We start from the raw sequence: 22494 nt of genomic DNA, 5'->3' as shown, positions 1-22494 counted from the left end.
GAAATGTATAAAGAAAGAAAAGAGGCCAAGCGCGCCCAACTGGAAGAATAATATATATGAAAAGAAGCCAAAAGGCTTCTTTTTTTGTTTAAGCTGTTTCCTAAAATAGTCTTCATGGTTTTGAAGACTATTTTTTTGCACTTATTTTAAGGATGGTTCCTTATAAAAAAGAGTATAAAAAAAGCAGCCAAACGGCTGCTCTTAGGTTTAAGTTTCGGGGAAACTATTTTTTTCTAAAACTGTCCTTCTTCATAATCATCTTGTCTTTCGGGCCGTCCACGTTTTTTCTGTTCGTTGATACGATAGATGAACGAAACCCTTAACTGGCGCTGTCTCCATTGAAAGTCACTGTCTTGCTCGAAAAAATCCGTTGTAGTGAACGAGCTGCGTTTTCTTGAGTTCAACAGATCCTGTACGTTCAAAGAAATGGTGGCATTATCATTTAAAAGATCTTTACTAAACGCTAGGTCAATTGATAAAATACCATCAGACCGCCCTTGTATATCATCGGATGCACCTCGGTAGAATGCATTGGTTTGCCAGTCAATTTTCCAAGGCAATGTAACTTTGGAACTAAAGCGACCAAACCAGCTATTGTTGGATTGACTATAATCGACTCCATTGAATTCTCCATCAAGACTGAATCTAAAGAAATTCACACTACCATTTAGTCGCAGCCACTTTGTAGGATTATATAACATTCCCACTTCTGCACCTGTTCTATCGTTTGTTGCCAAGTTAAAAGGAATGTTTCTGATCACCTCAACTTGGGAACCCCCTGGCCCGGTAATGAATACTTGTTCCTGAACTCTTTGAAATGCATCGGTTTCTCTTTGATAATATACCGATGAAGTCAAGGTTAGTTTGTCCCATCGTTTTAAGTACCCAAGGTCAAATGCATTTGAAAATGCAGGTCGAAGGTTAGGGTTACCCTGAAAAATATTGGTTCTACTGCTTCTTGATGGGAACGGATTCAAAAACCAGCTCCATGGACGATTGATTCTTCTATTGTATCCCAAAGAAACATTCTCTCTTTCGGTGAATTCGTAAATCAAATTTACCGTAGGAAAGAGACCTGTGTAGTTATTATCAAAATCTGTATCTATTGGGAACGAAAACTCTTCCTGTAGTTCCTCTTCGGTAAGTTCGGATTCAATTTTACCCTTTAATTGGGTACTCTCCATTCTAAGTCCCAAGAGAAAATTAAAGTCCCCAAATTTTGAACCATATTGGGAATATAGTGCATGAACATTCTGAGTAAAATCAAAAACATTGGTTTGATTCACGTTGACTTCAAGAACTCCCCCTGCATTTTCTTGTAGTAGTCGGTAATCTGTTACCTCGTTTTCAAAAGTCCCACGATATCCTGCTTCAAATTGTGAATCTTCACCAAATGGGAGCACATAATCACTCTGTACCAAGTATTCTGTTTGGTCCTCTAGGGTAGAGGTCTCTTCCATTGGAATAGCTATATCGTTATTGTTTGTATTGTTATAACGAACAGGTTCGGCTATAAACCCATTTTGTACTTCTTCATCCACAGAATATTGAAAATCAGCGGTCAATACATGTCCATCCTTATCAAATCTATTGATGTAATTAAGCGAAACTTGGTGGGTATTGTCTTTTTCTGTTTCCAGTTCGCTTCTTGTGGTACCTACCTGTGGATCATTGTTTAAAAAGTAATCGTTTATGTTTGTGGTAAGATCCTCATCGCTCCCTGTTCTGTAGAAATAAGAACCTGTAATGGAGGATTGTTCATTGAAGAAATACTCCATGCCAAAATTTGCATTGACTCCACGATTGATCCTGCTTATATCCCTATCTTCGATATTCCTGTCGTAAGCGATACTGTCCAAAAATGCATCCTGTCTTGGGTCGAAATATCTGGTATCAAAAAATCCGTTACCAGGCCCTTCTCTATAGCGGTAACCAACTGTAGTGAAAAAATTAAACTTGTTGGTCCTAAGGTTGGCATTGGCCGTGATACCACCATTGGTCGGGTGGCCTCCATACAAATTGATGGATCCATTGAACCCAAGAGTTTTCTCTCTTTTTAAAACAATGTTTAGAATACCAGCAGTACCTTCGGCGTCATATCTGGCGGAAGGACTGGTTATCACTTCCACTTTTTCTATGGCGTCGGCCGGCAACTGCTGAAGTGCTTCGGTGGAGCCAAAACCTGCCAAAGCAGATGGCTTGCCATTGATTAGAATACGAACATTTTCGTTTCCACGAAGACTGATGGCACCGTCAATATCAACATTTACGGAAGGTACATTGCTCAAGGCGTCACTAATAGTGGCACCACTTGTAGTAAGGTCTTTTCCGATATTATAGATTTTTTTGTCCAGCCTAACTTCCACAGTAGTTTTTTCTCCTACAACTTCAACTTCGGCTAATTGCGCCACGTCCGGGGATAAGGTAATTGAACCTAAATCGGTATCGGAATTAAAGGTTTGTCCTTGTCGGGAATACGTTTTATAAGAAATAAACTCGACCCTGATGTTGTAAGTTCCGGGAGCAGTCTCTATTTCAAAGTTACCATCGAGGTCCGTAATTCCTCCGGTTACCTGATCTGGACTATCTGCTTTTTGCAGCACGAAAGTCGCATATTCCAAAGGTTGACCTGATTCTGAATCGGTTACCTTTCCTGAAATTGTAATGGGTTTTTGGTTTTGCTGGGCTAATCCTTGAAATGCAGTCAATAAGATTAGTAGCAATGGGATAAATATCCTTTGCATAGTTTGATTTTTACGCTGCAAAAATTGAAGGAAAAAAAGTGGATGCGAAATATAAATCCCCCAACAACGTAATTGAACCTGCGAATGACCTTAAAGAATTGTTAACCCTTGTTCTTTTTCTTCTTTTTCTTTTTCTTCTTGGCCTTGAATTGGTTTTCTTGAAGTTCCATAAAGGCTTCGTACTTATCCTCTGGTAGACCGGCCTTTAACTCGGCATCTTGCCGTCTTTTGATTTTTTCGACCTCTTCTTTCATTTTTAGAGGTTCCAACCCAAGAATTTGAAGCTCTATTCGTTGTTGGACTGATGTAACCAATGAGGTGCGCACAACGGCCTGCTCAAAAGGATCTAAATCAATGGCCTCGGTAATGGAGGGCATTTGTTCGTCCACAAGTTCTTCGGCTGTAGGTGGTGTTTCCTCTTTTTGACTTTCAACAGGGCCTGCTTGGGGGACATAACTTCGTCCTCTTCCGTATCTACCATAACCATAAGGGGAGCCGTAGCCGTATTGGGCGACAACATCGTTCATGGCCAGTAGGCCAATAAATAAGGTTATTAGAAAGAGAGTTTGTTTGCTTTTCATAGGGTTAAAGATACTATTTAGGTTGTATTTATCTGTGCAACCTGTGTTAAATATAATTGGTTATCAGAATTATAGCAGATCCATTATGTTCTCTGGAGGTCTCCCCACGACTGCTTTTTCACCATTTACAACGATGGGTCGCTCAATCAATTTTGGGTTCTCCGAGAGTGCCATAATAACCTCATCGTCACTTAAGGTCTTACCTTTAAATTTTTCCTTCCAGATGGCTTCGGTCTTACGGACCAAATCAATAGGGGCAATCCCCAAATATTCCACTAACGTAGTAAGCTCTTCTTTCGTAGGAACATCGTCCAAGTATTTTACCACTTCGAATTCTTTTCCTGATTTTTCCAAGATGGCGAGGCCCTCTCGGGATTTTCGGCATCTTGGATTATGGTATATTTTAATCATGATTATTTATTAATCTTGTTCCTCTTTTTGCCCCATCATCATTAAATAGGCCTTTAAAAATGCATCAAGATCACCGTCCATAACGGCATCCACATTTCCTGTTTCCTCACCTGTTCGTACATCCTTTACCAATTTGTATGGGTGCATCACATAGTTTCGGATCTGTGAACCCCATTCAATCTTCATTTTGGATGATTCGATTTCGGCGCGGGCCTCTTGCTTTTTTCGAAGCTCGATTTCGTACAGTTGGGATTTCAACATTTTCATTGCTGTAGCCCTGTTATCGTGCTGTGAGCGGGAATCTGAACAGGAAATTTGGATTCCCGTAGGTTTATGAACCAATTGAACCTTGGTTTCCACCTTGTTCACATTTTGTCCTCCTGCACCGCTGGAACGTGCTGTTGTAATCTCAATATCCGAAGGATTCACTTCGATTTCAATGGTATCATCAACCAAAGGATACACATAAACCGATGCAAACGAAGTATGCCTTTTCGCATTGCTATCGAAAGGGGAGATGCGCACCAGACGGTGTACACCATTCTCTCCCTTGAGCCAACCAAATGCATATTCACCTTCAATTTCCAAGGTTACCGTCTTTATACCTGCAACGTCGCCATCTTGGTAGTTAAGTTCTTTGATTTTGTAACCGTTCTTTTCGGCCCACATCATATACATGCGCATGAGCATGGATGCCCAATCACAACTTTCCGTACCTCCGGCACCTGCTGTTATTTGAAGAACTGCGGTAAGCTCATCACCCTCATCGGAGAGCATATTCCGGAACTCCAATTTTTCAATGGCCGAGATGGATTTTTCAAACTGCTGGGTAACCTCGTCTTCGGATACCTCATCAACCTGCTGAAATTCCATAAGAACCTCAAGGTCGCCTACCAATGTTTTGGCTTCCTCAAAATCCTCTACCCATTTCTTTTTGGATTTTATCGACTGCATTTGTAATTGGGCCTCTTTTGGATTGTCCCAAAAGCCTGGAGCAAGGGTTTTTTCTTCCTCATTCTCTATTTCAATAAGTTTAGCATCGATGTCAAAGATACCTCCTTAACGCACCAAGGCGCTCAATAAGATCTTTTTGCTGATCTGTAGTTATCATCTAAATATATTTTGGGGTAAAAATAAGTTTCTTTCTTCACATGACCTTGCCGAATATGGAATACTGTAATTAAAGTCTCAGCAGCAAACAATGGATGCAAAAATGGAAATATGTAAAATTCTGTACTCAATTTTATCAATTTCTATTTTACGGTCAGTTAAAGATTTAGGGTAACGCTTTTTAAAAATGATTTCCATATTTTTAAGCAATATTTCAACCAAATTATGAAGAACACAACTACTCTAATCGCTTTATTTTACTTTACTTGCCTTTCTTTGGGAGCACAAACGTTCGAAAAGACAAAGGATTTTCAAAAATTCAGTGGATATTTCAATTTTTTCTATGATGATTCTACTGATAAAATCTATCTGCAAGTAGATAATCTGGAAAAGGATTTTTTATACGTCTATTCGTTGAGCAGTGGTATAGGCAGCAACGATATTGGCCTGGACCGCGGGCAGTTGGGTAACGAACAAGTGGTGTTCTTCCGCAAAGCGGGCAAGAAACTATTATTGGTTCAGCCCAATTTGGAGTATCGGGCCATAACCGATAACGAATTGGAACGTAAATCGGTGGAGCAAGCCTTTGCAAAATCCATTTTGGAAGGTTTTGAGATAGTTGAGGAGTCCAAAGGCAGTTATTTGATAGATATTACCGATTTTTTAATGCGAGACGCCCACGGAGTTTCCAACCGATTGAAACGCTCCAAGCAAGGTTCGTATAGTTTGGATAAGGGCAAAAGCGCTTGGGCCTTTGATCGTACCAAGGCGTTCCCTAAAAATGTTGAGTTTGATGTTACCCTGACTTTTAAGGGAGAACCGGAAGGAGCTTGGATTCGTTCCGTGACCCCTACGCCGAGCCTGGTTACCGTAGCCCAGCATCATTCGCTGATTGAACTACCTGATGAAAATTATGAAAAGAGATTGTATGACCCCCGAAGTGGCGGATACCCATTCTCTTATTATGACTATGCCACTCCTGTACAAGAATCATTGGTAAAGCGATTTATCAGAAGACACCGTTTACAAAAGAAAGACCCTAATGCCGAAATAAGCGAGGCAGTGGAGCCAATCATCTATTATTTGGACAATGGCACCCCGGAACCCATCCGTTCTGCATTGATGGACGGTGGTAAATGGTGGAATCAAGCTTTTGAAGCAGCAGGTTACAAGAATGCTTTTCAAATGAAAATATTACCGGATGATGCAGACCCGCTGGACATCAGATATAATGTAGTGCAATGGGTACATCGCTCAACTCGGGGATGGAGCTATGGGGCTAGTGTTGTAGACCCACGGACCGGGGAAATATTAAAAGGACATGTGAGTTTGGGAAGCTTGAGAATTCGTCAAGATTTTATGATAGCACAGGCCTTGATGAACAAGCCTTTTGAAGAAAGGGACGACAACTACCAGCCCATGTTGGAACTGGCCTTGGCCAGAATACGCCAACTTTCTGCACACGAAATAGGACATACGTTAGGATTTACCCACAACTTTGCAGCCAGCACCAATGATAGAGCCTCGGTTATGGACTATCCACACCCGCAATTTGAGTTGGAAGGAGGGGAAATCAGTTTTAAAAATGCTTACGATACAGGAATAGGAGAATGGGATAAGGTTATTGTCGCCTATGCCTACTCGGATTTTCCAAGCGGAACCAACGAACAAGAAGCATTGAATGCCATTTTAAAGAAAGCACAAGACGATGGTCTTCGCTACATATCCGATAGTGATGCACGCCCAAAGGGAGGGGCACATGCACTGGCACATTTATGGGACAACGGTAAAAGCGCCAGCCAGGAATTGGAAAGTATGTTGGAGATCCGTGAAAAGGCCATCAAGAACTTTTCAGTGGATAATATAAGAACAGGTGAAGCCTATTCCGTTTTGGAGGATGTTTTTGTACCAATATATTTCTTCCATAGATATCAGACCGAGGCAGTTTCAAAAGTTATCGGGGGATTGGACTACAATTATGCTGTAAAAGATGGTGGACAAATACCGGTGAAGCCCGTTAATGAAACAATACAAGAAAAGGCGATGGAGTCCATTTTAAAAACATTGGATGCCGAAGTGATTTCGGTTCCCAAGGAAAAGCTGGATCTTTTTCCTCCAAGAGCTATTGGTTTCGGTCGTTCAAGGGAATCCTTCAAAGGTAGGACCGGCGTAAGTTTTGATGCTCTTTCCGTTGCTGAAACCGCTGCTGATATGACTTTGGAACTATTGCTTCATCCTGAGCGAGCTTCCCGTTTGATCCAGCAAAAAAGTTTGGATAAAAATCAAATGGGGCTTAAAGAGGTTCTGGACGAAACCATAAAAGGGACATTCGACCTTTCCCATCGTGATGATTACGAAGCTGAAGTTCAGAATACCATCAACTTTAGGGTGCTCTATCACATCATGAACCTTGCTGCCCACGATGAAGTACATCCGCAGGTAAATGCTATTGCAAATGAAGCTTTGAACGATTTAAAAACCCAATTGTTGACAGATGGTAAAAACACGATTTCTGCGGAAATGGTGAAAAGAATTGATGCGTTTATGGAAAAGCCATCGGAATTCAAACTTATTCCAGTTTCTACCATTCCAGATGGTTCACCCATTGGAATGGATTGCATGGACTAAATAATTATATGGAGATAAATTTGATAAGTGACACGGTCACTAGACCTTCGGCCGGGATGTTGGAGGCCATGATGAATGCAAAAGTTGGGGACGATGTATTCAAAAACGATCCTACGGTAAATGAATTGGAAGCCAAAGTTGCCGAGTACTTTGGTATGAAAGCGGCCCTATTTTTCCCAAGCGGTACCATGACCAATCAAACGGCAATAAAGATACACACCCAACCCGGAGATCAATTGATATGTGATAAATACGCCCATATTTACAATTACGAAGGTGGGGGAGTGAGCTTTAATAGCGGAGTTTCCTGTAGATTGGTAGATGGAGACCGTGGGATGATGACCGCCGAGCAGGTGAAAGCCTCTATAAACCCGCCCGATTTTTACCACAGTCCGTTGACAACTTTGGTCTGCATCGAAAACACAACGAACAAAGGAGGTGGAGCCTGTTGGGATTTTGAGGAACTTAAAAAAATCAGAAGAGTCTGCGATGAGCACAATCTAAAATATCACCTGGATGGAGCACGACTTTGGAACGCCTTGGTAAAAAAAGATGAGGATCCAACGGCATACGGCAAGTTGTTCGATACCATCAGCGTATGTTTGAGCAAGGGCATGGGATGTCCGGTAGGCTCTGTTCTGGTGGGGAGCAAATCAGATATAGATAAGGCTTTGCGCATTCGAAAAGTGTTTGGTGGCGGGATGCGTCAATCCGGTTTTTTGGCAGCAGCGGGCATTTATGCTTTGGAAAACAATGTAGGTCGACTGGCAGAAGATCACAAAAAAGCAGCTGAAATAGGAGAGGTGCTCCAATCGTTGGATTTCATCAAAAAAGTGGAACCCATCGAGACCAACATCATCATATTTGAAATAAATGAGGCTAAAATGTCGTCCGAAGCATTTTTGGATCAATTGAACACCAATCAAGTGTCCATTATAGGGATGGGACAAGGTAAATTGCGCATCGTTACCCATTTGGACTATACCGATGCCATGCACCAACATTTCCTAAAAGTTTTGAAAAGTATAGGGTAAGAGTGTGTTACTTCGAGCGCAGTCGGGAAGTCAAAAAGGCCTCGACCGCGCTTGACCTGACAAATTACTTCATAAAAGCATCCATACCAGGAATATTTGGCATGCCCTCTTTGGCCACGGCAGCCAATTCTGCTTCATTTACTTTAGTGGCTTTTTCGATGGCTTTATTTAATGTGAGCACCAAATAATCTTCCAACTGTTCTTTATCTTCCAAGAGGGAATCATCTATTGAGATGGATTTTATTTTACGATTTGCAGTCAAGGTCACTTTAAGGAGTCCGTCCGATGATGCTTCATCTATCATCACGGTGTTCAATCGTTCCTTGGTTGCTTCAACCTTCTTTTGGGTTTCTTTTATCTTACCCATCATTCCCATTAAATCTCCAAACATAGTTTCAATTTTTAGTTTTCATATTTTTTCAATGCAGCTATATGTCGAGCGATGTCCAGACATTCACGCTTCGACGGCGCTCAGGATGACTCAAAACATTAAAGATTGCAAAAGGTAAGGTCAAAAGTAGTAAATTGGCTAAAACACTATCCCATGAAACTAATCAATTCAAGAATTTCTATTCTGGTTTTATGCCTTATTTTTGCGACCGCTTGCAAAAACAACAAAGACAAATCCATGAACATAACACCCCCTGTGGCCCCTAAACATCCAACGCAACTTGAAAAGCATGGCGATGTGCGAATCGATGATTACTATTGGATGAACAATAGGGAAGACCAGCAGGTTCTTGATTACCTGAACGCTGAGAACGAATATTTCCAAAAAATGACGGCCCATACCCAAAAGTTCCAAGACGAACTTTTTAAGGAAATGAAGGGAAGAATAAAGGAAGATGATTCTTCGGTTCCTTATAAATTGGATGGTTATTGGTACATTACCCGATACGAAGAGGGCAAAGAGTATCCAATTTATTCAAGAAAGAAGGAAAGCCTTGAAGCTGAAGAGGAATTGTTGTTCGATTGCAACGAAATGGCGAAGAATCATGAATTTTTCAACTTAAGAGGTGTTTCCATCAGCCCCGATAATACCATGGCTGCTTTTGGTACGGATACCATTTCTAGAAGGCAGTACAATATCCAGATTAAAAATCTTGAATCGGGGGAGATATATCCGGATATTATTGAAAATACAACGGGAAGCTCTGTATGGACCAACGATAACAAGACGCTTTTTTACACCAAGAAAGACCCGGTAACCTTGCGTTCAGATAAAATTTTTAAGCATGTTTTGGGATCCTCTTCCGGGGAAGACGAATTGGTTTTTCATGAGAAGGATTCCACCTATAACACGTTTGTGTACAAGACCAAGTCCAGAAAATATATTGTGATTGGCTCAGGTAGTACATTGACTTCCGAATACAGGATTTTGAATGCGGATAATCCCGAAGGGGAATTTAAAATATTTTCACCGCGAGAAAAAGGAGTGGAGTATTCCATCTCTCATTTTGAAGGAGATTTTTATGTGTTGACCAACAAGGATGGCGCAACTAACTTTAAGTTGATGAAAACTAATGAAAACGATACATCATCGGAACATTGGAAGGAGTTTATCCCGCACCAAGAGGATGTTTTGTTGGAGGATGTAGAGATTTTTCGTGACTATTATGTAGTAACCGAGCGTAACAATGGGCTCAACCAAATGAAAATTGCCAAATGGGATGGTTCCGATAGTTATTACCTTCCCTTTGATAGTGAGACCTATGTGGCCGGCCCTTCCGTCAACTTGGATTTTGATACCAACGTACTACGTTATTATTACAATGAAATGGGGGAGCCTTATGCCATTATCGATTTTGACATGGAAACCCAAACCAAAACCGTTATGAAGCAACAAGAGGTTTTGGGAGGAAAGTTTGATAAGGACAACTACAAAACAGAACGTTTGTGGGCGACCGCAAGGGACGGAAAAAAAGTGCCCATTTCTATAATCTATCATAAAGATACGCCGTTGGATGGCACCAGTCCGTTGTTGCAATACGGTTATGGTTCCTATGGTGCTACAATCGACCCTTATTTTTCTTCGATTCGATTGAGTTTATTGGATAGAGGATTTATTTATGCCATAGCGCATATAAGAGGAGGTGAATATTTGGGAAGACCTTGGTACGAAGATGGCAAATTGTTGCACAAAAAGAACACCTTTACAGATTTTATTGATGTTTCCAAGTTTTTGATAGACCAAAAATATACCAGTTCAGAGCATTTATACGCTATGGGAGGCTCCGCGGGTGGATTGCTGATGGGGGCTATCATTAATATGGAACCTGAACTCTACCATGGTGTAATTGCTTCCGTACCCTTTGTGGATGTGGTTACAACGATGCTGGATGATACCATTCCGTTGACAACAGGTGAGTATGATGAATGGGGCAATCCGAACGAAAAGGAATACTACGATTACATTAAGTCTTACTCCCCATATGACAATGTAGAGGCCAAAAATTATCCGCATTTATATGTATCCACAGGCTTGCACGACTCCCAGGTGCAATATTGGGAGCCAGCCAAGTGGGTGGCCAAATTAAGAGAATATAAAGCAGGCGATAATTTGTTGTTCTTGGACACCAATATGGATGCGGGACACGGTGGAGCTTCTGGAAGATTTGAAGCCTTAAAGGAAACAGCAAAGGAATATGCCTTCATTTTAGATCTCGAAGGAAAAGCCCTTTAAAAATAAAATGTTACATTTGCACGGAACAATTACTTTTTTAAATAAGAATTGTTCCCCTACCTAATACCAGTTATGAAGAAACAGATAAATGCGCACAGCAATATTCTAGACCTAATTGGAAGTACCCCCTTAGTCAAGCTTAACAAAATTACCGCCCCGCTTACAGGAAATTTTTATGCTAAACTGGAATGCTTTAACCCCGGACACTCTTCAAAAGATAGAATTGCAATTCATATTATAGAAGAAGCCGAGCGTAAAGGTATTCTTAAGCCGGGTAGTACGATTATCGAGACCACATCCGGTAATACTGGCTTTAGTATAGCTATGGTCAGTATTGTTAAAGGATACAAATGTATTTTGGCCGTAAGTTCAAAATCATCTCCGGATAAAATAGATATGTTGCGTTCCATGGGAGCCAATGTTTATGTTTGTCCGGCCCATGTTAGTGCGGACGACCCACGTTCCTATTACGAAGTGGCCAAGCGTTTGCATGGCGAAACACCAAATTCCATCTATATCAACCAATATTTTAACGAGTTGAACATAGATGCACATTATTCCAGTACAGGACCGGAAATTTGGGAACAGACCAACGGTCAGATTACCCATTTAGTGGCTTGTAGCGGAACAGGTGGAACAATCTCAGGTATTGCTCGCTATCTTAAGGAGCAGAATCCTAACATAAAGATTTTAGGGGTTGATGCCTATGGTTCCGTTTTGAAAAAATATCATGAAACTGGTGAGTTTGATCATAATGAAGTATATCCCTACCGAATTGAAGGTTTGGGCAAGAACTTGATTCCAGCAGCTACAGATTTCAACGCAATTGATAGATATGTAAAGGTAACCGATGGCGAAAGTGCCCACATGGCCCGTAAATTGGCCCATACCGAAGGTATTTTTGCAGGTTATACCAGTGGTGCCGCCACCCAGGCATTGTATCAATTGAATACTGAAGGGGAATTCACGGAGGACAGCAATGTTGTAGTAGTTTTCCCTGACCACGGTTCAAGGTATATGAGCAAGGTATACAGCAACGAATGGATGGAAAACCAAGGCTTTTTTGATATTCAAAATGCCGAGGTTCCAGAAGAAATCAAGTACATTAAATAAACCAGTACCCTATAATACCTCATGAACGGCAATGTTTTCCATTGCCGTTTTTTTATGTTCATAATTCTTTATGGAAGGTTCATAAAAATATATACTTTTGCAGATGAATTAATATTAAGGTAGATGAGAGATTTATTCGATAGAATCATTGAGAACAAAGGACCTTTGGGAAAATGGGCTTCGCAGGCAGAAGGCTATTTTGTTTTCCCGAAATTGGAAGGACCCATTTCCAACAGAATGAAGTTTCAAGGAAAGGACGTGATAACGTGGAGTATCAATGACTATCTGGGCCTCGCCAATCTACCTGAAATCAAAAAAGTGGACGGGGAAGCTGCCATGGAGCATGGAGCTGCTTACCCAATGGGTGCCCGAATGATGAGCGGTCACACCGATTATCACGAACAACTACAGAACGAATTGGCAGAATTCGTAAAAAAGGAGGCTTCTTACCTATTAAATTTTGGATATCAGGGCTTTATGTCGGTAATCGATGCTTTGGTCTCCAAAGATGATATTATTGTTTATGACGTGGATTGCCACGCTTGTATTATAGATGGTGTTCGTTTGCATATGGGCAAGCGTTTCACCTTTAAGCACAACGACCCTGACAGTTTGGAGAAAAACTTGGAGCGTGCTACCAAATTGGCCAATGAAACCGGAGGAGGAATCTTAGTGATTTCCGAAGGTGTTTTTGGTATGCGCGGCGAGCAAGGAATTTTGAAAGAAATCGTTGCCCTTAAGAAAAAGTTCCTGTTTAGATTGTTGGTTGATGATGCTCATGGATTTGGTACGCTGGGTAAAACAGGAGCAGGGGCAGGAGAGGAGCAAGGCGTACAAGATGACATTGACGTGTACTTGGCCACTTTTGCCAAATCCATGGCAGGTATTGGAGCCTTTGTGGCCGCAGATAAAGAGATTATTGAGTATTTAAAATATAACCTAAGGTCTCAAATGTTCGCCAAATCGTTACCGATGGTATACGTAAAAGGAGCATTGAAAAGGCTTGATATGTTGCGTACCATGCCAGAGCTTAAAGCTAAGCTTTGGGAGAACGTGAACGCACTTCAAAATGGATTGAAAGAAAGAGGTTTTGATATAGGAACCACCACCAGTTGTGTGACTCCTGTTTATCTGAACGGTAGCATTCCAGAAGCAATGGCCTTGGTGAAGGATTTGCGTGAAAACCATGGGATTTTCTGTTCCATAGTGGTATATCCGGTAATTCCAAAAGGATTGATTCTACTTCGTTTGATTCCAACAGCGACACATACGATGAAAGATATCGAAGAGACCCTTGATGCGTTCTCTTCTATTAGAGAGCGTTTGGAGAATGGAACCTATAAAAGACTTTCTGCAGCTGTTGCCGCGGCAATGGGAGAATAAATAATGTCCCCATTACAATATTTCTAATATAATATTAATTGCAGCGGACTTTGTTCCGCTGCAATGCGTATTGGGTGTTGCCTCGGCGCCACCTGCCTTGCCGGACCTCGTTTTCATTAAAAAGATTTAAGCTGGTATCACCATTGTAGTATTGCAGATAAACTGCGGGCGACCCTTGGTAGGAAACCAGTAGCCAAGTTCCCGAACTGTTTCTGTAGGAAGCTGCTTGGACATTTCCGTCATAATCATCTTCCACACTGAACGAACCATCCATGTTCATGGAAAAAGTGCCATTGTCACAAAAATTTACATAAGTAATGGAACTGGCCATGCTATCGTTTACATTGGAAGTTCGCTGATAAAACACCAACTGACTTCCAGAAATTATGTTCAGTAAACCTTGATTGTCCAATTCTGGATATTGGTCATTTACAATCTCAGCAGGGGAGATTTCGGTTAATTGAGTACTGATAGTATTAGCTGGCCCACTGTTGTTCTTCATGTAAGATGTCAAATCAAAACCACCGAGATTATGTAGGTCCGAGTATTTATAAAATGGCTCGTTATATCCAGTTGCGCGAACCTTCATGTTGGTTCCTGACAATGTGGCCTCGAAATCCTCAGGACCATCCAATCCATATATTTCACCATTTAATTTATTGAACGATCCTGTGGCCCTAATGGCAAAGCTGGCACCTACTGCAGCAAGCAAACCATGATACTCATCACCAACACGTTTAAACTGAATTGAAATGCTATTGGACCCATTAACGAAAGTCCCGACAAAATCTGAACTTTGTCCAAAACAACTAAATATCGATAGAATGGTAACGGTTAAGGTCAGCGTATTCTTCTTCATAGCTAATGGTTGATACAATAAAGCTATCAAAAAGAAGGCTGACCCACAATATTATTAGATGTCTGGCACTATTTAAGCCAACATTTAGGTTTATGGATTCAATCTTTCAACAATCAAGGACGAAAACAAATTCACGCCTGTTTTTATACAGCGTTCATCCACTGCAAAATTGGGTGAATGCGTTTGTGCAATGATACCTTTTTCGTAATTGGATCCCCCCATAAAAAAGTATACACTTGGTACTTTGGGTTGAAAAAATGCGAAGTCATCACTACGACCGTCAGCTACAACCCCATGTAAACGAAGCACTCTGTTCTCCCCATAGATATCCGATAATTGGTCCAAACTCTCATTGACCAATCTTTCATTGTTGTCAAGGGTAGGGAAGACGTTTACAAGTTCGCCGGCACTAAAATCTTCCGCAAATTCAGAATCTGCTATCTTCTTTTTTAGAGAAGGAATGGCGGCATCTCGTTGTTTTTTGTCACTAAAACTTATAAAACCACTGATTTTTACACCATCATTGGTTTCCTTAATTGAAAAATTATTTTTGTCAACCGTAGTATAATTTTTGTAAATGGATTTTGTTCCAGCGATTCCTATTTCTGGGTCACCCATGTTCTGCATATCCCAGAATTTACTTTCGGGAGAGACGTTTTCAAGGGATAAGATTGCTTGCTTTGCAAATTCGAACAACCCATCCTTATTATTACCTTTCTTAAAAAGAAGGTCTACTTTTTTATAATCCGAAAACATTTCCTCAGGTTTAGCGGCAATAGTGCCTGCGGGGAATGGGGTAACGTGCATGGCGTACATTTCCTCAGGCTGAATCATATCGAACAAGCCATCGTCCATCATGGCCAGAGCGCCTTTTATATTTTCTTCAGATGGCTGAAATACAAAATATACTGTTCCCTCTAAATCCTCTTTTTGCTGTACCAAAGTATTTGCAATGCCAAGGGCGACCGCTGTGTGTACATCGTGACCACAAATGTGCCTTACTCCCTCATGTTTTGATGGAAAGTCAACTACGTCGGGAGATTTGGATGGCATTGCATCAATATCGGCCCGCCAAGCAATCTTTTTACCAGGTTTTACACCTTTTAATATGCCAACAACGCCATAACCGCCAATTCCTGTTTTAACCTCCAGCCCAAGTTCCGTTAAGTACTCGGCAATTTTTGTCGATGTTCTTTTTTCCTCTCCGCCTACTTCGGGGTACATGTGCAGGTCCCTTCTTATTTTGACCAAACTATCAAAAATCTGTTCGGTATGTTGTTGAATTTCCGTATGGATATTTTTAGTGGTATTTTGACTTAAAGTGGAAATGGTTACCAATAGGAAAAAGAATATAGTTAATGTGTTAGATGGTGTCTTCAGCATGATTATTAATTTTGTTTTGTTTGATGCAACAAAGATGCAGAGGAATATTAGGTGCTACCTGACACATATGTGACAATCTTATTTTTTGGCGATTTTACTTCGTATTCTGCTCAATGATTGTCTTTCAATACCCAAAAACGAGGACAAATGTGTCAGACTTATACGATTTATCAACCCAGGGTTGTCTTTTATAAAGTTTAAATAGCGCTGTTCAGCAGTATCAAAAAGAAAGCTTTCTACTCGATCAGTTTGAATTGTCAGTACCTTTTCGGCAATAAGACGACCATACCTTTCGTGACTCTTAAAGTTGGTATACCCCTCTTGGATATCATCATAGGCAAGTTCAATTATAATGCAGGGTTCCAGACATTCCATATAATATTTACTGGGACGTTGCTGTATAAAAGCCGGATAGTCTGTGGCATATTCATTTTCTTTCACAAACCCTGTGGTAATGGTTTTCCCTTTTTCGTTGATGTAGTATCGCCTTAACAATCCTTTGCAAACGAACCCCATTTTTTTTTGAATTTCCCCGCTCTCAAAAAAGAAATCCTTTTTCGCATACTCCTTTATTGACAGTTGTGAGCGAAAGAGCGACAGTTCTTCGGAGGATAAATGCGTAAATAATTGGAGGTAGGCTTCGAGGTATTGTTGATGGGATTTTTCCAAGGATTGAATAGGCTTATATTTAAGTGTTGTTGGGATTACTCAAAATCCTGTTTCACTTTTCAACTTTTTATTCAAGGTAACTAAAAAATCTTTTTTTTGCCCAATATCTTTAAGGTTTGCCTCGAACGTTATGGTCTTGTTTATTTTTGGGAACGATAGTTTTCCTTTGGCGATGGAGTAGGTGACCAGTACATTTAAATAATTGTAGGCGAGAATAAATTTTTGGAGATGGTCTGTAGGCACCACTTCAAAACCTATTCGCTGTGCTGTTCTTTTATTGATGATATAGCTTGTACCCTGTATCGTGGTACTTGATTCCAAGTCAGTATTTTTAAGTAGATTCAGCAATCCCTCCACATATTGCTGAATAATAAAGGTTTTCCGCTGATTCCTGGTCATTTTTTTATCTATCACAAAAACATAGTCGAACAATGTGCCTCCATGAATTTTGATAACACCGTCTTTGGGTTTTTCCGAGAGCATCAATAATGAATGATAACGAAGTTTACCGCTTTTTTTCATGGACGGGACATCAATGAAAGGGGCTACCAGCGTGAGTACGCCCAAAATGACGATAACACCAAAAAAATAAAATTGGGAAACCCAAGCCAACCAACAGGATAGAATTATGACAAATAGGGCCAACAGAAGAATCCAAATCAGAATCCAGCTTTGCTCTTTTTCGGTTTTGCTGTAGAATCTATGCGTCAATTAATTACCTGTCCTAAGAATTTTCTCCATCTTTTTACCCTTGGCGAGCTCATCTACCAATTTATCCAAATATCTGACTTGCCTAGTGATGGGGTTTTCAATTTCCTCAATGCGATAACCGCAAATCACACCTTTTATCAGTTCTGCATTAGGGTTCAATTCCGCTAAATTAAAAAAGGTTTCAAATGTGGCCTTTTCAGCAATCAGTTCTTCCATTTTTTTCTTGTCAAAACCAGTTAACCATGTTATTACTTCGTCGAGCTCTTCTACGGTTCTTCCTTTCTTTACGACCTTGGTAACATAGTGCGGATATACCGATGCAAAAGTCAGTTTTGCCACTCGCTGATCATGTTCCGGTGTGGTTTTCATATTACTTAATAATTAAACCTGTATTACGTATGAAGTTATGGATTTTATTTTGACGCCTTTGGCCCCTTTGAACATATAAAAATCTGAAAAGGCATATTTTTGGTTGTTCTTTGTGGTAATAATTCCATTTACGGCCCCTTCTTTACCGTGAGACATTACTTGATGAAGAATTAATTCAGAAGTTTTCTCTTCTTTCATTTTTTCCAGTTCAACGATAAACTGTTGTTGACCTTCAATTTTTTTATCTCCAATTATGTTCCAAACAATATCCTCCGTTACGCTCTTCTCAAGAAACGCTACATCCCCTTTGGCAAATGCAATATTGAAATTTTTTAAAAACTCCATTTTTGGGGAATTTCCACAATTGGGGGTCGATACAATTTTTGTCATACTATCGGTTTGGGCTTTTCACGGAGGTTTGGGTCCTCATAAGTTGTTGGATTAAAGTTAACAAGAAAGCAGCAATGGATAATAACCGATGTTTTCAACGTAGAGGCTTTTACTTATCCAGTGCAAAATTTACAATGCGTTCAACGTGGATTTTTGTTGTGTCGAATACAGGGAATTCAAAATCGGTTTGTTCGATTAGCATAGGTATCTCTGTGCATCCCAAAATAAGTCCTTCAGCTCCTCTTTCTCTCAATTCATTGGTATACCGTACAAATTTTTGTTTAGATGCTTGATTTATAATTCCTTTTCCAAGTTCGTTTTTTACAATATCCTGTATTTCTTCAATATCTTTTTTTTCTGATGGAACGATAGCTTCAATATTATGTTCCTTCAGTTTATTCCGATAAAAATCCATCTCCATTGTAAATTTTGTGCCTAATAATCCGACCTTTAATAGTTTTTGTCGTTGTATTTCCTCTGCTGTGGCAGATGCTATATGAATGATGGGAATTCCAAGTGTTGATTGGATTTCGTCAGCAAATAAATGAGCCGTATTGGCACAAAGGGCAATAAAATCTACATTGTTTGATTTTAAACTCTTGCAAGAATTAAGAATCAAATCGTAAGAGTTTGTCCATCCTCTATTTTGGATATCAGAAAAATTCAGGGAATATAGTATGCATTCGGCAGAGTTTAGTCCTCCTAATTTTTCGTTGATGCTTTGGTTTATATATTTATAATAGTCCAAAGTGGAAGTCCAACTTAATCCGCCTACCAATCCTATTTTTTTCATTTCAGTACAGTCCTGTTTTTTATTTTGTTTCGAACCATTGTAGCCAAAGCTATTTTTTTTGTGTTCTATAGTATAAGTTCCAAGTTCCGGAATTCGATTCTACAATGTCTGGAAAACCATCGCCGTTCAAATCTCCTGTTTCTATATTATAGGTATCGTCCATTAAATCTTCCCTCAACCCAATTTCTTTAAACTCTCCATTTTTTTGTCCCAAATGGACATAATTTTGTTCTTCCGAATTTCCCTCAATGATGTCCAAATATCCATCTTGATTTAAATCAGATATCTTAATCGAGGAAGTATTACGTTCTGATTTAAAATCAAAAACGCGATTGAAAGCCAAGCTTTTATCACCGAAGTAGATACTGTTTTTAGAACCTAAATTTCCAGTTGCAATGTCCAAGAATCCATCTTTATCAAAATCCCCAATATCGATTGAACGAGTTTGATCCTCTTCATTGCCAAATGCTATGATCTTTATAAAATTCTGTTCCCCGTCATTTATATAAATTCGATTTTTGCTCTGTCTTTCCGCTGTTATCAAGTCCAAAAAGCCATCTTTATTAATGTCTACCGCTTTAGTTTGTATTGTCTGGTCGGATTTATTCCCGAAAGCGATTATATTTTCAAAATTTCCCTTTCCATCATTTAAGCAAATTTCGTTTTCAGCCTTTCGATTCGATAGGATTAAATCAAAATCTCCATCATTGTCAATATCTGCTATTTCAAGATTTCTTGAAGGCGATATAGAACCAAAAGAAGTTGCATGATCAAAGTTTTGATTGTCCGAACCAAAATAAATTTTATTGGGTACGTTGTCATTGGCGACAGCAATGTCCATAAATCCATCATTGTTGAAGTCGGCACTTTTGATAGCATAGGAAGCATCAAGAAATTTTCCGAGTGGTTGAGCCATCTTAAAGCCTCCTTTTCCGTCATTGTAATAAATATAGTTCTGTTCTGCCCAATGTCTACCATTTGCAACGAGTGCATCCAAATCCCCGTCTTTGTCAATGTCAAACAAGGTTATTGATGCGGTTCGGTTTGATTGCGTTCCTATTGAAAAGAATCCATCTGCATTAAAGAAGGTTGTTTCTTGAGCAGATCCGTTTATTGTTACTGTGAGCAGAATAATAAATGTTAGTGGTATTCTCTTTTTTTTCATAATCATGGGTAATCAAATCGCTTATTGGTCGTAGCGGATTTTACGCACTAATGTTTAGAGTTTAAAAATAGGAAAAAGCAATAGAGAAGGTTTTTTCCCCTATGGCTTGCGATAGTTTCGCGGCATTTTACTTTTTACAGAAAGGCTTGCTACCAAAATTTCCATTTTGGCTTATTTGATTTTCTATTATTTCTACGCAAAATATTCTCACAACTTTTATCTATTTCTAGTCTATAATTGTCATCGAACGCCTCTTCATCATCCCCCAACGCAGCATTTATTTGTTGCGCCATATCAAACATTTTCTTTGTTACAAACTCGTCTGGATATCTACTTGAAATTCGTTTTTCTTCAAAATATAATACTGGAGTATGTCCATCTATTCCACCCAATGGATGATTGACCCATAAAATTTCGTTTATATTGCTTTCAGATAGTAGTAAGCTATCGTCCGAATCAATCAATTTTTTCAGTTCCTCATATGAGATTACATTAGCCTCTTTAGGTCTAAATATGTGTATTTGATATCCCATTATCGTCTATATTTAACTTAATACAACGGATTTGGTTTTGCTAAAGTTGTGGCTGGTGGGCCTTGGCTGCAGTACAAAATTAGTATTGTTGTTTAATTGAGGGCAGGAAGGGCAATGAATTATAGCGGCATGTCTTATTCGGATTCAACGTATTTTTTAAAATTCCCTAGTATAGCTTGCCAGCCTGCACGTTGCAGTTCGTCGGAATTCGTTCCCTCTGCATCAAAGGTTTCGCTGACTTGAATTTCATTTCCGTTTTGAGTGAATTCAATGTCAACTTTTCGTCCGTCTGACATCTTATACGAAATCCATTCTTTTTCAGCGATTTTATTATATGTTCCCTCAAAATCAAACCCCATACTACCATCTTTAGCTTCCATTCTCCACGAAAATTTTTCATTCGGTCGAAGATTGTTCTCAACTTTTGGGCAACACCATTCGTCCGTTGCAAAATTCCAATTCGTAATATGCTCTGGATCTGTCCAACAATTCCAAACTTTGTCAATATCAGCTTTAACAGAAACTTTGACAGTTATTCTATTCATATTTCTCCACGTATTTGTTGTCTTAAATGTAGGAAATTTAGTTTAAGGCAGGAGGGAACAATGAAATAGCCAGTATTAGTTGTAGTTATTTTTATTAACTATCCCCGATTTTGGCGGTTCGTTTTTATTTTTAGTTCTTTCTTATCTGTTCCCACAGCTTTCTGGGTGCAACTTCACAATATGCCACTATCAATATCTTGGTCAGCAAATCTTGATTAACTTCACTCAAATCAATGAATGTCCAGCCTTGTTTTCCCCATTTGTTGTCTACTGGGTAAATTTGGGAATCTAATGATGAAAATTTATCTTGTTCGCATTCAGATAGTTTAACCGTAACGCGATTGTTTTTTTCATCATACGTTGCAAAAATTTTATTTTTAACCCGAAACGATATTTTTTCAAAATGGGGTTCTACCGTAATTTCTGGAAAGTCCAGTATTATTTTTTCCAATGTCCCAAAAGTTGCCATTAGCTGTTTTTTACAGTAGTTAAATGAGTCAATGCACAAAGCCGCTTTTCATTTTTCATAATATTTCCACTATTTGTATGTTGTTGCCGCAAGTGTCGTTAAACACGGCAATTTTTACAGTTCCCATTTCAGTTGGTTTTACACTAAATTCAACCCCAAGGCTTTTAAGTCTGTCATATTCCATTTGTGTGTTTTCAACATTAAATTGGGCGTATGGTATACCTGCGTCCATGAGCGCCTTTTGATAAACTTTTGCAGGTTCAAAATGGTTGGGCGAAGGCTCCAGTAAAATTTCCGTTCCGTCTTGTTCTTCCTTATTTACCACGGTTAGCCATCTATTTTGTTCACTCAACGGAACGTCCATTTTTTTCACAAAACCCAATGTTTCAGTATAAAATTTCAATGCTTTTTCTTGGTTTTGAACAGGAATACTTAATACTTTTACTTTCATTCTTTTGATTTTTAAATTTAACATCCAAATTTCAAAAATCGTTTTTCGATTGACTTTGTGAAAATTGCTCGATTTGAAAATCAGTTGGCGTTTGTCCAATCTTTTTTTTGAAAAGTGTACTGAATGAACTTGGACTTTCAAATCCCACAGCGTAACAAGTTTCTGATACAGACATTCCCTTTTTTAAATAGCTTTTTGATTGCCCAATCCTTTTGTCGATAAGATATTGTTTTGGTGTTTGTCCGTAGTACTTTTTAAAAAGTCGCAAAAGATGGAATTTTGAAGTAAATTTGATGTGTGAGAGCAAATCCAGATTCAATTTTCTATCGAAGTTGTTCTCCATATAGTTTCTCGTTCCGATTGCGATTTGAATTTGATCTTTATTTGAGTAGCAAATCCCTTTTATCCGATTTATTTCTTTTTGATAGAATGTCATCTTGTTCACATTACCGCCAATGGTTTGTTTTTGG

The 22494-nt window shown here is 39.4% G+C and carries 23 protein-coding genes; 5 read left to right on the top strand and 18 right to left on the bottom strand.

Annotated elements, in window-relative coordinates; genetic code table 11:
• Window positions 1–233 precede the first annotated feature (233 nt).
• The 4 genes from K1F36_RS01580 to prfB form a co-directional block, all read right to left on the bottom strand.
• Window positions 234–2744 carry a TonB-dependent receptor gene (locus K1F36_RS01580; RefSeq protein WP_220112222.1) on the bottom strand — a complete coding sequence of 837 codons (2511 nt, stop codon included), beginning with the start codon at window positions 2742–2744 and terminating at the stop codon, window positions 234–236.
• A 101-nt stretch (window positions 2745–2845) separates the two neighbouring features.
• Window positions 2846–3325: a hypothetical protein gene (locus K1F36_RS01575; RefSeq protein WP_207031774.1), complete on the bottom strand. Its 480-nt coding sequence runs from the start codon at window positions 3323–3325 to the stop codon at window positions 2846–2848.
• A gap of 69 nt (window positions 3326–3394) precedes the next feature.
• A complete protein-coding gene (gene arsC, locus K1F36_RS01570; RefSeq protein WP_220112221.1) occupies window positions 3395–3736 on the bottom strand; it encodes an arsenate reductase (glutaredoxin) in 342 nt (113 codons plus the stop codon).
• Between the two features lie 9 nt (window positions 3737–3745).
• Window positions 3746–4847 (bottom strand): peptide chain release factor 2 gene (prfB, locus tag K1F36_RS01565; protein ID WP_220112220.1). Its coding sequence is split into 2 segments (ribosomal slippage): window positions 3746–4783 and window positions 4785–4847, totalling 1101 coding nucleotides; the frame shifts between segments, so codons are not numbered across the junction.
• 224 nt (window positions 4848–5071) lie between these two features.
• Between prfB and K1F36_RS01560 the strand changes: the two genes are divergently transcribed.
• Entirely contained in the window at window positions 5072–7474 is a 2403-nt protein-coding gene (locus K1F36_RS01560; protein ID WP_220112219.1) for a zinc-dependent metalloprotease, read from the top strand.
• An 8-nt stretch (window positions 7475–7482) separates the two neighbouring features.
• A complete protein-coding gene (locus K1F36_RS01555) occupies window positions 7483–8508 on the top strand; it encodes a threonine aldolase family protein (protein ID WP_220112218.1) in 1026 nt (341 codons plus the stop codon).
• Window positions 8509–8572: 64 nt separating this feature from the next.
• On the opposite strand, the gene K1F36_RS01550 is transcribed toward K1F36_RS01555, so the two are convergent.
• Entirely contained in the window at window positions 8573–8899 is a 327-nt protein-coding gene (locus K1F36_RS01550; RefSeq protein WP_220112217.1) for a YbaB/EbfC family nucleoid-associated protein, read from the bottom strand.
• Between the two features lie 153 nt (window positions 8900–9052).
• Between K1F36_RS01550 and K1F36_RS01545 the strand changes: the two genes are divergently transcribed.
• The 3 genes from K1F36_RS01545 to K1F36_RS01535 all read left to right on the top strand — a co-directional run bounded on the left by K1F36_RS01545 (window position 9053) and on the right by K1F36_RS01535 (window position 13687).
• Window positions 9053–11191 carry a S9 family peptidase gene (locus K1F36_RS01545; protein ID WP_220112216.1) on the top strand — a complete coding sequence of 713 codons (2139 nt, stop codon included), beginning with the start codon at window positions 9053–9055 and terminating at the stop codon, window positions 11189–11191.
• Between the two features lie 72 nt (window positions 11192–11263).
• Window positions 11264–12304 (top strand): cysteate synthase, encoded by a 1041-nt coding sequence (locus tag K1F36_RS01540; protein WP_220112215.1) that lies wholly within the window; start codon window positions 11264–11266, stop codon window positions 12302–12304.
• Window positions 12305–12427: 123 nt separating this feature from the next.
• Window positions 12428–13687 carry a cysteate-C-fatty acyltransferase gene (locus K1F36_RS01535; protein WP_220112214.1) on the top strand — a complete coding sequence of 420 codons (1260 nt, stop codon included), beginning with the start codon at window positions 12428–12430 and terminating at the stop codon, window positions 13685–13687.
• 34 nt (window positions 13688–13721) lie between these two features.
• Here K1F36_RS01535 and K1F36_RS01530 read toward each other — a convergent pair whose 3' ends face one another.
• From K1F36_RS01530 to K1F36_RS01470, 13 genes are all read right to left on the bottom strand, one after another.
• Window positions 13722–14546, bottom strand: a complete 825-nt coding sequence (locus tag K1F36_RS01530) for a hypothetical protein (protein ID WP_220112213.1) — start codon at window positions 14544–14546, stop codon at window positions 13722–13724.
• Between the two features lie 90 nt (window positions 14547–14636).
• Window positions 14637–15929, bottom strand: coding sequence for a M20 metallopeptidase family protein (locus K1F36_RS01525; protein ID WP_220112212.1), 1293 nt, complete (start codon window positions 15927–15929; stop codon window positions 14637–14639).
• A 78-nt stretch (window positions 15930–16007) separates the two neighbouring features.
• Window positions 16008–16598: a Crp/Fnr family transcriptional regulator gene (locus K1F36_RS01520; RefSeq protein WP_220112211.1), complete on the bottom strand. Its 591-nt coding sequence runs from the start codon at window positions 16596–16598 to the stop codon at window positions 16008–16010.
• 39 nt (window positions 16599–16637) lie between these two features.
• A complete protein-coding gene (locus K1F36_RS01515) occupies window positions 16638–17309 on the bottom strand; it encodes a hypothetical protein (protein WP_220112210.1) in 672 nt (223 codons plus the stop codon).
• On the bottom strand, window positions 17310–17678 hold the full coding sequence (locus tag K1F36_RS01510; protein ID WP_108244138.1) for a DUF2200 domain-containing protein: 369 nt from the start codon (window positions 17676–17678) through the stop codon (window positions 17310–17312).
• A 12-nt stretch (window positions 17679–17690) separates the two neighbouring features.
• Window positions 17691–18068 carry a nuclear transport factor 2-like protein gene (locus tag K1F36_RS01505; RefSeq protein WP_220112209.1) on the bottom strand — a complete coding sequence of 126 codons (378 nt, stop codon included), beginning with the start codon at window positions 18066–18068 and terminating at the stop codon, window positions 17691–17693.
• Window positions 18069–18177: 109 nt separating this feature from the next.
• Window positions 18178–18861 carry an aspartate/glutamate racemase family protein gene (locus K1F36_RS01500; protein WP_220112208.1) on the bottom strand — a complete coding sequence of 228 codons (684 nt, stop codon included), beginning with the start codon at window positions 18859–18861 and terminating at the stop codon, window positions 18178–18180.
• Between the two features lie 49 nt (window positions 18862–18910).
• Window positions 18911–20026, bottom strand: a complete 1116-nt coding sequence (locus K1F36_RS01495) for an FG-GAP repeat domain-containing protein (protein ID WP_220112207.1) — start codon at window positions 20024–20026, stop codon at window positions 18911–18913.
• Between the two features lie 149 nt (window positions 20027–20175).
• Window positions 20176–20559 (bottom strand): hypothetical protein, encoded by a 384-nt coding sequence (locus K1F36_RS01490; RefSeq protein ID WP_220112206.1) that lies wholly within the window; start codon window positions 20557–20559, stop codon window positions 20176–20178.
• A gap of 134 nt (window positions 20560–20693) precedes the next feature.
• Window positions 20694–21104, bottom strand: coding sequence for an SRPBCC family protein (locus K1F36_RS01485; RefSeq protein ID WP_220112205.1), 411 nt, complete (start codon window positions 21102–21104; stop codon window positions 20694–20696).
• A gap of 130 nt (window positions 21105–21234) precedes the next feature.
• Window positions 21235–21573: an MmcQ/YjbR family DNA-binding protein gene (locus K1F36_RS01480; RefSeq protein WP_220112204.1), complete on the bottom strand. Its 339-nt coding sequence runs from the start codon at window positions 21571–21573 to the stop codon at window positions 21235–21237.
• Between the two features lie 55 nt (window positions 21574–21628).
• Window positions 21629–22024 (bottom strand): VOC family protein, encoded by a 396-nt coding sequence (locus tag K1F36_RS01475; protein WP_220112203.1) that lies wholly within the window; start codon window positions 22022–22024, stop codon window positions 21629–21631.
• Window positions 22025–22055: 31 nt separating this feature from the next.
• Window positions 22056–22460 (bottom strand): helix-turn-helix domain-containing protein, encoded by a 405-nt coding sequence (locus tag K1F36_RS01470; protein WP_220112202.1) that lies wholly within the window; start codon window positions 22458–22460, stop codon window positions 22056–22058.
• Between the last annotated feature and the right edge of the window lie 34 nt (window positions 22461–22494).

The sequence above is a fragment of the Flagellimonas abyssi genome (assembly GCF_019457905.1).
GTDB lineage: Bacteria > Bacteroidota > Bacteroidia > Flavobacteriales > Flavobacteriaceae > Flagellimonas > Flagellimonas abyssi.
Note: the sequence above shows the minus strand (reverse complement) of the source record. Positions and strands in the feature narration are given on the sequence as shown.

Bases quoted from the DNA above. Each gene is read 5' to 3' on its own strand.
- K1F36_RS01580 (WP_220112222.1), bottom strand. From the start codon at position 2,744: ATGCAAAGGATATTTATCCCATTGCTACTAATCTTATTGACTGCATTT.
- K1F36_RS01575 (WP_207031774.1), bottom strand. From the start codon at position 3,325: ATGAAAAGCAAACAAACTCTCTTTCTAATAACCTTATTTATTGGCCTA.
- arsC (WP_220112221.1), bottom strand. From the start codon at position 3,736: ATGATTAAAATATACCATAATCCAAGATGCCGAAAATCCCGAGAGGGC.
- K1F36_RS01560 (WP_220112219.1), top strand. From the start codon at position 5,072: ATGAAGAACACAACTACTCTAATCGCTTTATTTTACTTTACTTGCCTT.
- K1F36_RS01555 (WP_220112218.1), top strand. From the start codon at position 7,483: ATGGAGATAAATTTGATAAGTGACACGGTCACTAGACCTTCGGCCGGG.
- K1F36_RS01550 (WP_220112217.1), bottom strand. From the start codon at position 8,899: ATGTTTGGAGATTTAATGGGAATGATGGGTAAGATAAAAGAAACCCAA.
- K1F36_RS01545 (WP_220112216.1), top strand. From the start codon at position 9,053: ATGAAACTAATCAATTCAAGAATTTCTATTCTGGTTTTATGCCTTATT.
- K1F36_RS01540 (WP_220112215.1), top strand. From the start codon at position 11,264: ATGAAGAAACAGATAAATGCGCACAGCAATATTCTAGACCTAATTGGA.
- K1F36_RS01535 (WP_220112214.1), top strand. From the start codon at position 12,428: ATGAGAGATTTATTCGATAGAATCATTGAGAACAAAGGACCTTTGGGA.
- K1F36_RS01530 (WP_220112213.1), bottom strand. From the start codon at position 14,546: ATGAAGAAGAATACGCTGACCTTAACCGTTACCATTCTATCGATATTT.
- K1F36_RS01525 (WP_220112212.1), bottom strand. From the start codon at position 15,929: ATGCTGAAGACACCATCTAACACATTAACTATATTCTTTTTCCTATTG.
- K1F36_RS01510 (WP_108244138.1), bottom strand. From the start codon at position 17,678: ATGAAAACCACACCGGAACATGATCAGCGAGTGGCAAAACTGACTTTT.
- K1F36_RS01505 (WP_220112209.1), bottom strand. From the start codon at position 18,068: ATGACAAAAATTGTATCGACCCCCAATTGTGGAAATTCCCCAAAAATG.
- K1F36_RS01500 (WP_220112208.1), bottom strand. From the start codon at position 18,861: ATGAAAAAAATAGGATTGGTAGGCGGATTAAGTTGGACTTCCACTTTG.
- K1F36_RS01495 (WP_220112207.1), bottom strand. From the start codon at position 20,026: ATGAAAAAAAAGAGAATACCACTAACATTTATTATTCTGCTCACAGTA.
- K1F36_RS01490 (WP_220112206.1), bottom strand. From the start codon at position 20,559: ATGGGATATCAAATACACATATTTAGACCTAAAGAGGCTAATGTAATC.
- K1F36_RS01485 (WP_220112205.1), bottom strand. From the start codon at position 21,104: ATGAATAGAATAACTGTCAAAGTTTCTGTTAAAGCTGATATTGACAAA.
- K1F36_RS01480 (WP_220112204.1), bottom strand. From the start codon at position 21,573: ATGGCAACTTTTGGGACATTGGAAAAAATAATACTGGACTTTCCAGAA.
- K1F36_RS01475 (WP_220112203.1), bottom strand. From the start codon at position 22,024: ATGAAAGTAAAAGTATTAAGTATTCCTGTTCAAAACCAAGAAAAAGCA.
- K1F36_RS01470 (WP_220112202.1), bottom strand. From the start codon at position 22,460: ATGACATTCTATCAAAAAGAAATAAATCGGATAAAAGGGATTTGCTAC.